Genomic DNA, 12,893 nt, shown 5'->3' with positions numbered 1-12,893 from the left:
AAAATAGGTGTTATAAAACAATTTGTATAGTTTCTGTATGGTTTTAAAATAAGAAAGCCATCATAAATGATGGCTATAATTTATGTTTATTCTTCTATTTTTTCAATTCTTCCCCCTAAAACTCGACTTTCATCTACACGACTAGGATTTCCATAAATATATATATCACCTCCAGCTCTAACTTTTGCAGTTACTTTTTTTGTTGCATTTACATGAGCTTCTCCTGCTGCTCTAATTGAAACTTCAGTAGATTCTGTTTTTAAAGCTTTTCCATCATAATCGCCTCCTGTATAAATAGAAACATCTTGATTTTTGGCGGTACCAGATACAATAACATCTGCGCCTGTTACAGCTCTTACATTAACATATTTTACATCTACTACTACATTAATTTTAGCGCCCTCTTGAGCATTTAAATCTATTTCAAATTGTTTTATAATATCTGTAGAATATACCTTACCACCTTCATTTACATCTATTACATCAATGTTTGTGTAATATAATTTCACTTTTGTATTACTACCATCAAAAGCCTCTTCAAGCTTCATCTTGATTTTAAGAGTACCATTTTTGTTGTTTACCAAAACATCGTTGGAGTTTTTACCAGTAATTACAACTTTATCTTCTTTAGATTTTATGAGTTCTACCTCAATTAAATCATATACTTTTAATTCGCTGAATTGACCAACAGTTTTTTCAATTGGCTTTTGGGCAATAGCATTAATTGAAAATAAAAATACTAGTAAGAATGTAAAACGTTTCATTTTAATAATTTTAGGTTTTGTGATTAACGCAAAATTATCAATAATTATTCCGTTCATATACCACTTTAATAAAACTTTAAGCTTGTTATGACTTCCCAATCAAATTAAAATCTAAGTGCTTCTTAACTAAATCGGTGTTTTTAACTTTTACGATAACTTCGTCTCCTAATTGGTAAATCAATCCGTTGCTTCTGCCAACCATAGCGTATAAATCTTGATCGAAGGCATAATGATCGTCTTTCATGTCACGAACACTTACCATACCTTCACATTTGTTTGAAATGATTTCTACATAAATTCCCCAATCGGTTACACCAGAAATAACACCAACAAATTCTTGATCTTTATGATCTTCCATAAAGCGTATTTGCATGTATTTTATAGAATCGCGTTCGGCTTTTGTTGCTAAATTTTCCATGTTACTGGAGTGGTTGCATTTATCTTCGTAAGCGTCTTCATTGGCCGATTTTCCACCATCTAAATAATGCTGTAATAAACGGTGCGCCATCACATCTGGATAACGACGAATTGGTGAGGTGAAATGGCTGTAATAATCGAACGCTAAGCCGTAATGCCCGATATTATGTGTGGTGTATTCGGCTTTGCTCATACTTCTTATGGTAAGCGTATCTACAAGGTTTTGTTCCTTTTTACCATTAACTTCTTGCAATAAGTTATTTAGTGATGCTGTGGTGCTCTTTCGGTCTTTAAAATTGAGTTTATAGCCAAAACGACTCACTACATTTTGTAATGACGCTAATTTGCTTTCGTCTGGTTCATCATGCACACGGTAAACAAAAGTCTTTTTAGGGCTTTGTTTTCCTATAAATTCTGATACTTTTCTATTTGCTAAAAGCATGAATTCTTCAATCAATTTATTAGCATCTTTACTGGTTTTAAAGAATACGCCTGCTGGATTATTGTCTTCGTCTAAATTGAATTTTACTTCTACTTTATCAAATGAAATTGCACCATCTTTCATGCGTTTTCTTCGCATAATTTTAGCGAGTCTGTCTAGAGTTAAAATAGCTTTTGCTAACTCTGGTGTGGTATTGTATGCTTTTCCTGTAAGCGCAACTTCTTGTGGGATAAGAGTTTCAATTGATGAGATTCCTGCCTTCGCAGGAATGACAAAATCATGATTGTGTTCGATAACCGCTTGTGCTTCTTCATAAGCATAACGGGCATCACTATACGTTACGGTTCTTCCAAACCATTGATTCTTTATTTCTGCTTTATCATTGATTTGAAATACTGCAGAAAATGTGTATTTCTCTTCGTGCGGACGTAACGAACAAGCGTTGTTTGATAGTACTTCTGGCAACATAGGTACAACACGATCTACTAAATACACCGAAGTGGCACGCTCGTAAGCTTCATCATCTAAAACGGTTCCTTCTTGTAAATAATGTGATACATCGGCAATATGAATTCCTATTTCATATAAACCATTATCTAAAACTTCAAACGATAAGGCATCATCAAAATCTTTGGCATCTTTTGGGTCTATGGTAAAGGTTAAATCTTTACGCATATCACGACGCTTTGCTATTTCTTCTTTAGTAATTGAAGTATCTAATTGATTTGCAAATGCTTCAACATCATGAGGAAATTCGTGAGGTAAGCCATATTCAGCTAAAATAGCATGAATTTCGGTATTATGGTCTCCTGGTTTTCCAAGAACTTGCAGCACTTTACCATAAGGCGAATCGGCTTTTTCTGGCCAATCTTCAAGTTTTACTAACACTTTATCGCCATCTTCAGCATTATTGGTTTTATTAATAGGCACAAAAATGTCTTTATACATTTTATTGCTATCTGGTACTACAAAAGCAAAATTCTTATTATTCTGCATTTGAATGACACCAACATATTCAGATTTAGCGCGCTTTATAATATTTGTAATTTCTCCTTCTATCTTACCACGTCTTCTACGTTTGTAGGCGTAAAATTCTACTTCGTCGCCATTTAATGCTTTATTAATATTATTTGAAGCTATAAATACATCGTCTTCAAAATCATCACAGATAATATACCCATTGCCTTTGGCAGCTAGATCTAAAATTCCGATATGATATTCGGTATTTACAATGGCTTTAAATTTGCCACGTTCTACTTGCTCAATCTCTTGTTTTGCAGCAAGTTTAGCTAAGGTTTTTATAATTTGATTTCTGCTACTAGCATCGTTAACGCCTAATTTAGCAGCTATTTGTTTGTAGTTAAAACTTTGGTTTCTTTCTTTTTTTAATATACTTAAGATTGTATTTGTAAGGTTGGAAATACCACTCTTTTTGGATTTCCCTTTTCTTTTTTTACTCATTTAATTTTTGTAATCATTTTCAATTCCTAAGGTATAGGAAATTTTATTATTTAATAGCATTGTACACGTGAAGAAATTGCTATTTATTTTACAAAGTTAGGGTTTTAATATTAAATGGGGGTTTTGATACTATTAATTCAATAAAAAAGACTTTCAAATTAATGAAAGCCTTTTAAAACTTTTAAAGTTATTAATACTATTCTATCACTATTTTTTTAGCAGATTTTCCTTTATTGGTTTCTACTTCAATAAAATACATGCCGCTAGATAATTTACTAACATCAATTTTTGGAGTTTTTACAGAATATAAGTATTGACTTTGAAGATTATAAATATTTATATTCTTAAGTGTCCCTTCTTCTTTTAATTGAATGTTAATAAAATCGGACACAGGATTAGGATAAATACTAAATTCAGATGCTTCAAGTTCATCTACAGATAGTGTAACATCTATCGCAGTTACAATTCTACCTTGGCTTTGTAAAGACATATACATTCTGTTACCAATTAACACAACATCTCTAAAGTTTGCATAAAATGGATTACCATTATTAGTATCCTCATAAGTGGTATTTTGCGCTACTGTTACTAAACTTGCTGTGGGATTTCTTAAATCAATTTTTCTTGTTTGAAAACCATCTGCAACGTATAATTCATCGCCATTTTTAATGATTCCCCTATTGAAGTTAAGACCACTAACAACAGTTTCAACAGCAGGGGTGTTTGTAGTAACATCTATGCCATAAACCTGTTGATCGTCTGTTATAGATATTAATAAATCAGTATTATCAAGTAGCATACTTCTAACTACCCCATCATTACTAATATTAGGAACAAGATTAACAGGTGTGGGGTTGGTTTGAGTAATATCTATTTTATCTATGTGCGTAAAAAATGGTTCGAAAGCTGGAGGATTAACCAAAGTTTCTGAAGAAAAGTACATTGTATTTCCATCTATACTAAGGGCGCTTATATATTCCATAATACTGTATATTACAACAACAGGAGTGCTTGGATTATTTAAATCTAGTGAGGCTATTCTACTACCTAACCATGTATCGGTTGCAACTATATAATTTTCTTGCGCCATGTACAGTGTTGTTCCTTCAATAACAAAATCCGTAATAAAAAAATCTGTATCAGAGGTATGGATTGAAGTAGCTACAGGTGTTGGCGCAGTGGTATCTATTTTATAAATATTGTCAGGACCTTTTACGTACAAATCTGTACCATTTACAACAATTCCTGATGGATCAACTAAACCAGATACATAATCGGTTGTATTCGGTTGAGCGTTTGCGTTTAAAAAAATTAAAATAAGAGAAATGAGAGATAGTAATTTTAGTTTCATATTGAAAGTTTTAAGTGGGTTAATTGTTATAAACAATGATATGGAATATAAACCAACAAGTAAATACCCACTTATAGGTATATTTAGTTTGTTATTCAACAACTATCTTCTTAACAGATTTACCTTTATTGGTTTCTACTTCAATAAAATACATACCATTTGATAAATTACTAACATCAATTTTTGAAGTTTTTACAGAATATAAGTATTGACTTTGAAGATTGTAAATATTTATTTGTTTTAATTTTAAACCTTGATTTAACTCTATATTTAATAGATCTTTTACTGGGTTAGGGTAGAAAGAAAAGTAGTTTTTTGAAAGCTTTTAGTAGATAAAACTGCACTTAAATCATAAATTCTTACATGACCTGAATTATTACCATTTCCATCATTCAATGGAGCACCTATAGCTAGAATATTACCATTTGAAGATATACTAACACTTGAACCTAAAATGTTATTTGCAGCTTCTCCATCAATATCATCCCCAATTTGAATTTGAGAAAAATAAAAAAAGGAAACAAAACAATAAATAAATAAATATTTAATTTTCATTCAAATAACATTTTGGAAAAAGCAATAATAAGATTTTAATTACAATAAGTAAATTTATATCTTCTAAAAGGTAAATTGAACGATAATTGAAGTTATCCACATTATATACTATATAATAATTTTTCTTTTAAAATTTAAAAAAATAAATGATGGTTATTATAGCTTGTGAATAGCGGTATAACTTTTTTAAATTTTATTTTGATATATATCTTATTGAATATTGTTGATACGAAATGAACATGTTTTAAATATATAACTTGTTTAAATTGAAGTCTTTTATAAATTCTATTAACAATTGTTAGAAACTGCTATTAACAAGTATTTTTAATAAGTATTGTAGATAATAAGACTTACAACTATACCTTTTAGTGCTTATAAATTAACTAAAAATTTACATTAACTTATTTGCATGTTAATTATATGTTATGGATTGAAAAAATAATCGGATTCTCCTAATTTTATTTTTAGAAACTAATCAACAGTTATTAACAACTAATGAATATACTAATACACATTGTTTATAATTACTACCTTTGTAAAAGGATACAATTATAATTAAAAACATGACAATTTCAATAGGAAACGATCACGCAGGTACAGAGTATAAATTTGCTATAAAAGCATTATTAGAATCAAAAGGGATAACCGTTAATAATTACGGAACTGATGCTAATGATAGTGTTGATTATGCTGATTTTGTGCATCCAGTTGCAGAAGATGTTGAAAGCAATAAAGCAACTTATGGTATTTTAATTTGCGGAAGTGCAAATGGTGTAGCTATGACGGCTAATAAACATCAAAAAATACGTGCTGGTTTATGTTGGAATAATGAAATAGTAGAACTTATAAGACAGCATAATAATGCTAACATATTATGTATTCCTGCTAGATTTACCGCTATACCTCAAGCTTTAAAAATGGTAGAAACATTTTTAAATACAGAGTTTGAAGGTGGGCGTCATCAAAATAGGATTGATAAAATCCCATTATCTTGTTAAATGGGGCATCATCATGTGCATAACCATTCGCATGATCATGGCGACTTAAAAGGTCGTAATCTTTTTATATCCATTTTATTAAATATCGTTATTACTACTGCACAAGTTGTTGGTGGTTTACTCTCAGGAAGCTTAGCGCTTTTAAGTGATGCGTTACATAATTTTAGTGATGTAGTCTCTCTTATTATTAGTTATATAGCTAATAATTTAACTAAAAAGAAAGCCTCTTTTCAAAAAACGTTTGGTTATAAACGTGCCGAAATTTTAGCAGCTTTTATAAATGCAGCTACATTAATAGTGGTTGCTGTTTTACTAATTATTGAAGCTGTAGAGCGTTTTCAAAATCCTCAAAACATTGAATCTAATCTTGTTATTTGGTTATCTCTTGTGGCTATTTTAGGAAATGGCTTTAGTGTACTTTTACTAAAAAGGGATTCTGAAGCTAATATGAATATGAAAAGTGCTTATCTGCATTTATTAACAGATATGATGGCAAGTGTAGCTGTTTTAGTTGGTGGATTGCTTATGAAATATTATCAACTCTATTGGGTAGATAGCGTACTTACGTTTGCTATTGCATTATACTTAATTTGGATGGGTTTTGATTTGTTAAAAGATTCTACTAAAGTATTGATGTTATTTACTCCAGATACTATTCCTATTAAAAAAATAGTGGATGAAATTAACGCTTTTCCATCTATTAAAAACGTGCACCATGTGCATGTTTGGCAATTAAACGAAGAAGAAATTCATTTAGAAGCGCATATTGATTTTAATGCGGATATTACGCTATCACAATTTGATGAAATTTTGCAAGAGATAGAAGAGTTGGTGTTTAAAAAGTATGATATTAACCATGTAAACATTCAGCCAGAATACGGAAAGGATGATGCAAAGGAAGTGATAGTACAGGATTAAAATAAATTAATGGAAGAGTTTTTCGGATACATTATATTTTATGCAATATTCAATACAATAGGAGGAACTATTCGTTGGATATATGGTTCGATATGGCGCTCTATTTTTAAGAAGCCTAAATTTACTTTTAAAGAATATTTAAATGGACCTCATAAATCTTCAGATTTTTATGATGATTTTGCTCATAATGGAAATAATATAGTTATTGGATTGATTTTCTTCTTTTGTATAATTTTCATTTTGGTTTAACTAGATTTTTAAATAACTGCAAGATGATTGATATAACAGTAAAATCTTTTGAAGAACTCACAAAACATGAGTTGTATAGTTTGTTGCAATTACGTAGCGAGGTATTTGTGGTAGAGCAAGATTGTGTATATCAAGACATTGATTATAAAGACCAAAAAGCTTTACATGTTTTAGGTTTTAAAAATGAAAAAATTGTGGCTTATACACGTATTTTTAAACCAGGAGATTATTTTGAATTAGCCAGTATTGGTAGGGTAGTAGTGGCTAAACAGGAAAGAACACATAACTATGGTTATGCTATTATGAAAGCTTCTGCGGAAGCGATAAAAATTAATTTTAATGAAACCACTATTAAAATTTCAGCTCAAAAATATTTAAAGAATTTTTATTCTAATTTAGGGTTTAAGCAAATAGGAGTAGAATATTTAGAAGATGGTATTCCGCATATTGGGATGATTAAAAGTTAACTATCTTTTTAAAGCAAAATAACCTCTAATAATTTCATTATTGTTCAATACTATTTCATACCAATAACTATCTGTTGATAATTGATTGCCATTAAATGTTCCATCCCAACCTTGAGAACTAGAATTTAGAAATTTTAAAAGCTTTCCTTGTCGGTTATAAATTGAAATATTGTTTATTACCCCGGCATTGTCAATTACTTTCCAAACATCGTGTTCACCATCGTTATTTGGCGTAAAATATTTCGGTATAAAATAATCTTCAGTATTAATTAAAATACTGAAACTAGTTTCGTTGCTGTTACAACCAGATTCATTATATATATAAATGGTTTGATTTGTAGTTATCACATCTCCAGCGTTTAATTGAATTCCCATACCGCCAGATGCAGTATAATAATTTCCGTTATTTAATACGGGTAATGTGTAGCTACTACCAATAAAATCATCTAAAGTATCCAGCGGAATAAAGTTTCCGCAATTGTTAGGAGAATTTACATAATTTGTAAATGAATTTGGCTCCCACAAACTATGGTCTGCACTAGAATCATCCACCACAATACAGTTTAAATCAGGATTGTTGTTAAAATCGAAAAAAGTGATATTATCATTCGTTCCATTTTTAACATTTAAAGCGCATAATTGATTATTACTACAGTCAAAATTCAATACATTAGGGTTTTGAGTAAGATCTAATGTTTCTAAATTATTTCCAGCACACAGAAAAGTTCTTAAAATAGGGTTGTTACTCAAATCTAAAGTTGCTATTTGGTTATCGCCACAATCTATAAAGGTCAAATTTGGGTTATTGGTAATATCTAATTCTGTAAGTAAATTATCTCTGCATTGAAATCTAGTTAGTTTGGGGTTATTAGAAAGATCAAGACTTGTTATTTGATTAATTTCACAGCCTAAAACTACTATTTCTTGATTATTAGAGACGTCAAGGCTTGTGAGGTTGTTATCCCAACATACCAAAGAAATCAAATTTGGGTTTTGGGTAACATCAATATCAGGCAAAAGATTAATGTAACACCATAATACTTCTAAAATAGAATTTTGGGAGACGTCAATACTAGTGAATTGATTACCATGGCAATATAACTGAGTTAAATTAGTATTTTGAGTTACGTTTATTGTAGAAAGCTGATTTCTTGAGCAATCAAAAATTGATAAATCTCTAAAATCTTCAATACCTGTTAGGTCAGAGATATTTAAAAAATTTAAATCTAAATTGGTAACGGTTCTAATATTTGCTGTAGGCACATTATCATCTAAAGGGCCAACATCATACCCTAAATCTATTAAAGCTTGTTCAAAATTATCATCAGGCACAAAAGTGTTTTGGGAAACACAGATATAATTTGAAAACAAAAAAAGAAGATTAAGGCTCTATTAAACATAACCTAATTACTCTGATTTTCTCCTACGTATGTAATCAAAATTTCAACACGTCTATCATATTTAGGATCGCCACCTAAAGGAAACTTACGGCGCATTCCCATATATCTCATACGTTTTTTTCTACACCCTTTTTTATAAAGTAGTCATGTACATATTTTGCTCTTGCTACTGATAAATTGCGTTGTTTGGTTTTTTTATCAATAGCATCTCTACTAAACTTAGTACAACACACATGTCCTTGAATGGTAAAATAAATATCGTCTCGTTCTACCAGAGCTTTCGCAATATGTTCTAAAATTTTTTTAGAATCTTTTGTAATGGTGCTATAACCTGTTTTAAACAAGATGTTTTTAAAAATAATTTTATCCCCAACTTTTAATTCGCCTTTTATTTGTTCTGGAATGGTTTTCTTTTTGGTAATAGTTGGTGTTTCTACAACCTCTTCAATTATGGGATCTGGTTGTTTTTGAGTTACAATTATCTCAACTTTTCGGTTAAGCCCTCTAAGTTTTAAAACATTTTTTTCATTTACTATTTTTAAAAGAATTTCTCCTTTACCATCCACATTACTAATTAAAGATTCGCTTATTTCATTGTTAGAAAAGATAGTTTTTATAGCATCTGCACGCTGTTGCGAGAGTTTTAGGTTATAAGTATCTGCACCAACATCATCACAAAAACCATATATAGCAATTGAGTCTATTTCTATTTCTTGGAGTTTTGAAATAAATAGTAGCAATCTGTTCTCCTCAGTTTTGGGTACCTTAAATTCATCAGTATTAAAATATACATCGTGTGTGTATTGTGTTTGAGAAAACCCAATAGTTATTTGAAAAAAAATGAATATGACAACAAGCAGCTTGTGCATTGGGGAGCAATTAATTGAGTTAAAGATACTATTTTTTGTAAACCTACCTTAAATAATCCATGTAAGTCATTGTATTACCTAGGATTTCTGAACTTTTCTTGATGTTTTCATCATGAGTTTTATAGTATTCATACAAACCTTCACGATAGCTATAGCGTTTTATAATTTCTTCTGTAAGCATTTTTAATACATACTCTTTATGAGCATCAATAGCTTTATTTTTAGATGTTTTTAATGCTGAAATAAGCGTGTTATAATCACTTTCAATATCATCATTTAAATTTTCTTTAACGGAAGTTTCATAGGCTTTAAAAAGTGCTTTTTCAGTATCAGTTGTGAAAGAAAAATTACTAGTCTTTAAGAATGTTTTAAAATCTCTAAAATCAGCGTCAGTCAATTCAAAACCACTAATGCTTTTAGATGGGTTTTTGTAATAATAAGTCGTAGCGTAATCAAAAATTAAATCGCTATTCAAAATAGCTTTAGTAATGGTTGAGTTTTTTGTTTTCCAAAGGTAACGTCTGGATAAACACCACCGCCATCAAATACTTTACGTCCGTTTTTGGTTTTAAATTCGTTGTAATTTTCTTGTTTAACTCGCACCGCTTCGCCTTTTTCATCTCTATTCCAATAATCTAAAGATTGAATGCATCTACCTGATGGTGTATAATATCTAGAAATGGTAATTTTTACCTGAGTACCATAGGTTAAACGTTTTGGACGCTGCACTAAGCCTTTACCATAGCTACGTGAGCCTACAATTACAGCACGGTCTAAATCTTGCAATGTTCCTGAAACTATTTCGCTAGCTGAAGCGCTAGAGCCATTAATTAAAACCACCAATGGAATCTCAATATCGGTAGGTTCCTTTTTTGTATAATATTGGCGATTATACTTTTTAACTTTAGATTTTGTTGTTACCACTAATTGCCCTTTTGGCACAAACAGATTAACAACATTTACCGCTTCATTTAATAAACCACCAGGATTTCCTCTTAAATCTAGAATAATACGTTTTGCGCCTTGGGCTTTTAAATCTCGTAGTGCATAATTGGTTTCTGCAGACGCTTTACTGTTGAATTTACTAAGCACAATATACCCTGTTTGGTCGTTTACCATCGAAAAATGAGGAACTGCCTTGATTTCAACTTCTGCTCGTTTAATAGTTGCTGTTTTTGTGTCGTTATTACGTTTGTAAGTTACATTAACAGAACTTCCCGAAGTACCTTTTAAAAGGTTGCCAGCATCATCTTTATAATTTGAAACTAGTACATCCCCAACTTTAATAATTTCGTCTCCTGCTTTTAAGCCTGCTTTGTCTGCAGGATAATCTTTATAAGGTTCAATAATAACAAGTTTGTCTTTTTGGGTTTTTACTCGTGCGCCTATACCTGTGTAATCTCCTGTATTGTTTATTCTAGCTGCCTCAACGTCCTGTTCGTTCATAAAACGCGTGTAAGGATCTAAATCTTCCAACATACTTTTTATGGCTGTATCCATTAAATCCCCGGGGTTGGTCTCATCAACATAATTCATATTGATTTCTTTGTAAAGCTCTGTGAAAATTTCAATTTGCTTCGCTATTTCAAAAAAATCGTTTTTATATGCGGTGGTGCATAAAAACACAGCGCATAACACTATTGGAATAATTATTTTTTGTTTTAAAAAATACTTCATGAGTCTATTTTTTACTTTTTTTAAGCCATTTTCTTAATAAAAACACTCCTAATAAAACAATGACAATAAGTGGCCAAATATAGAGAATCCCTAAGAAAAATACTGATATGCCATAAAAACCACCTTTAATAGCATTCCACATTTTTGTACCATATGACGTTGCCACAGGAGCTTCAGATGTCAATGTATAAAATTCAATATCAATGGTACTTAATGATACTTTATTTTGAAGGTATTTTAACCGTCCTTGTTTAGATTCTATTTCTTCTCGAATTGTAGAAAGTTCACGTTCAATTTCCAGAATTTCCTTGACGTTTTTTGCTTTGCCCAATAATTCCAAATACCGTTTTTCTAAGGTTTCTTTTGCTTTTAATCGGGCTTCTAGATCTATAAATTCTTCGGTAACATCTTTAGCTGAAATTCGTTTGGTATCAAAATAAGACACGTTATTACTTATGGAATCGATGGCACTTTGAAAATTGGATGTTGGAATTCTAATAATTAAATGCCGTGTAATGGTGTTGTATGATTTGTTTGAATTATCATCCTGAACAAAACCTTTATTTGCTTTAACTGCTTTTATGATGTTTTGATAGCTTTTATCTAAATTTTGAGTTTCAAATTTTAAATATGAAGTTTTTATGATTTTTTGAGGGGCTGCTTGTGAAGGTGCAGGTACTTCAAAACGCAATACCTCAGAATCCATTTCAACATCCATTACAGAATCATCATAATTATAATTTTCACCTTTAGGAGACGAACACATCAAAGGCAACATCACAATCAACAGATAAGAAAATAGTTTCATAAAAGCTTATTTAAGAATTTGAAATTTTGCTTGAAAATTTTTCAAACAAACGTTTCATTGTGGTTTCAACTTGGGCAAAATCAGGCATGTCTTTACCAATGTACAAAATCATAAACGCATGTTGTGTTGTTAAATTGTTAAAATAGACTGCTTTATTTAATCGGTAAGTTTCTCTTAACAAACGTTTTATGCGATTTCTGGTTACGGCAGTTTTAAAATTACGTTTACTTACTGAAACTCCTGTTTTTACCATCACATCTTCATCAAAAGTAGTGCCGAGATATACCAAACGTAACGGATAGACAGAAACCGATTGACCTTCAGTAAATAGTTGGTCTATCAATTTTTTACTTTTTAGTTTATCTTTTTTAGAGTAGGTTGCAGACATACATGAATTTATCCTTACAAAAGTAGGAATTACAATTAACACTTCACGGAAGTCGTTTAAGCTCTTTTTTAAAATGCTTTTACAAAAAAAAGACCACCTAATGGGTGGTCTTTAATATTTAAATATTTA

General features: G+C 30.6%; 13 protein-coding genes and 1 pseudogene. 4 read left to right on the top strand and 10 right to left on the bottom strand.

Translation table 11 applies throughout. The features are described 5' to 3' along the window. Positions 1-86: 86 nt before the first annotated feature. The 5 genes from AC0L5U_RS14055 to AC0L5U_RS14035 all read right to left on the bottom strand — a co-directional run bounded on the left by AC0L5U_RS14055 (position 87) and on the right by AC0L5U_RS14035 (position 4,990). A complete protein-coding gene (locus tag AC0L5U_RS14055) occupies positions 87-821 on the bottom strand; it encodes a head GIN domain-containing protein (protein ID WP_473417048.1) in 735 nt (244 codons plus the stop codon). Between the two features lie 28 nt (positions 822-849). Continuing rightward, positions 850-3,084 (bottom strand): ribonuclease R family protein, encoded by a 2,235-nt coding sequence (locus AC0L5U_RS14050; protein ID WP_473417047.1) that lies wholly within the window; start codon positions 3,082-3,084, stop codon positions 850-852. A gap of 196 nt (positions 3,085-3,280) precedes the next feature. After that, a complete protein-coding gene (locus AC0L5U_RS14045; protein ID WP_473417046.1) occupies positions 3,281-4,435 on the bottom strand; it encodes a T9SS type A sorting domain-containing protein in 1,155 nt (384 codons plus the stop codon). Positions 4,436-4,526: 91 nt separating this feature from the next. Beyond that, complete coding sequence (locus AC0L5U_RS14040; RefSeq protein WP_473418298.1) at positions 4,527-4,703, bottom strand: T9SS type A sorting domain-containing protein; 177 nt, start codon at positions 4,701-4,703, stop codon at positions 4,527-4,529. A 14-nt stretch (positions 4,704-4,717) separates the two neighbouring features. Further along, the gene (locus AC0L5U_RS14035) at positions 4,718-4,990 is read right to left on the bottom strand and encodes an FG-GAP repeat protein (RefSeq protein WP_473417045.1); all 273 of its coding nucleotides are present in this window, start codon (positions 4,988-4,990) and stop codon (positions 4,718-4,720) included. Between the two features lie 563 nt (positions 4,991-5,553). On the opposite strand from AC0L5U_RS14035, the gene rpiB reads away from it, so the two are divergent. Genes rpiB through AC0L5U_RS14015 form a run of 4 tightly spaced genes read left to right on the top strand, consistent with a single transcriptional unit; the run spans position 5,554 to position 7,622 of the window. Next, complete coding sequence (gene rpiB, locus AC0L5U_RS14030; protein ID WP_473417044.1) at positions 5,554-5,988, top strand: ribose 5-phosphate isomerase B; 435 nt, start codon at positions 5,554-5,556, stop codon at positions 5,986-5,988. Further along, a complete protein-coding gene (locus tag AC0L5U_RS14025; protein ID WP_473417043.1) occupies positions 5,989-6,906 on the top strand; it encodes a cation diffusion facilitator family transporter in 918 nt (305 codons plus the stop codon). Positions 6,907-6,915: 9 nt separating this feature from the next. Beyond that, a complete protein-coding gene (locus tag AC0L5U_RS14020; RefSeq protein WP_473417042.1) occupies positions 6,916-7,155 on the top strand; it encodes a hypothetical protein in 240 nt (79 codons plus the stop codon). A 23-nt stretch (positions 7,156-7,178) separates the two neighbouring features. Next, entirely contained in the window at positions 7,179-7,622 is a 444-nt protein-coding gene (locus AC0L5U_RS14015) for a GNAT family N-acetyltransferase (RefSeq protein WP_473417041.1), read from the top strand. Here AC0L5U_RS14015 and AC0L5U_RS14010 read toward each other — a convergent pair whose 3' ends face one another. The 5 genes and pseudogenes from AC0L5U_RS14010 to rnpA all read right to left on the bottom strand — a co-directional run bounded on the left by AC0L5U_RS14010 (position 7,623) and on the right by rnpA (position 12,764). Continuing rightward, on the bottom strand, positions 7,623-8,954 hold the full coding sequence (locus AC0L5U_RS14010) for a T9SS type B sorting domain-containing protein (protein ID WP_473417040.1): 1,332 nt from the start codon (positions 8,952-8,954) through the stop codon (positions 7,623-7,625). 175 nt (positions 8,955-9,129) lie between these two features. After that, positions 9,130-9,891 carry an OmpA family protein gene (locus AC0L5U_RS14005; RefSeq protein WP_473417038.1) on the bottom strand — a complete coding sequence of 254 codons (762 nt, stop codon included), beginning with the start codon at positions 9,889-9,891 and terminating at the stop codon, positions 9,130-9,132. Positions 9,892-9,934: 43 nt separating this feature from the next. Beyond that, a pseudogene (locus tag AC0L5U_RS14000) lies at positions 9,935-11,568 on the bottom strand (S41 family peptidase). A 4-nt stretch (positions 11,569-11,572) separates the two neighbouring features. Next, the gene (locus AC0L5U_RS13995; RefSeq protein ID WP_473417037.1) at positions 11,573-12,376 is read right to left on the bottom strand and encodes a DUF4349 domain-containing protein; all 804 of its coding nucleotides are present in this window, start codon (positions 12,374-12,376) and stop codon (positions 11,573-11,575) included. Between the two features lie 10 nt (positions 12,377-12,386). After that, entirely contained in the window at positions 12,387-12,764 is a 378-nt protein-coding gene (rnpA, locus tag AC0L5U_RS13990) for a ribonuclease P protein component (RefSeq protein ID WP_473417036.1), read from the bottom strand. Between the last annotated feature and the right edge of the window lie 129 nt (positions 12,765-12,893).

It is taken from the genome of Jejuia sp. G7-7 (assembly GCF_055808955.1).
Note: the sequence above shows the minus strand (reverse complement) of the source record. Positions and strands in the feature narration are given on the sequence as shown.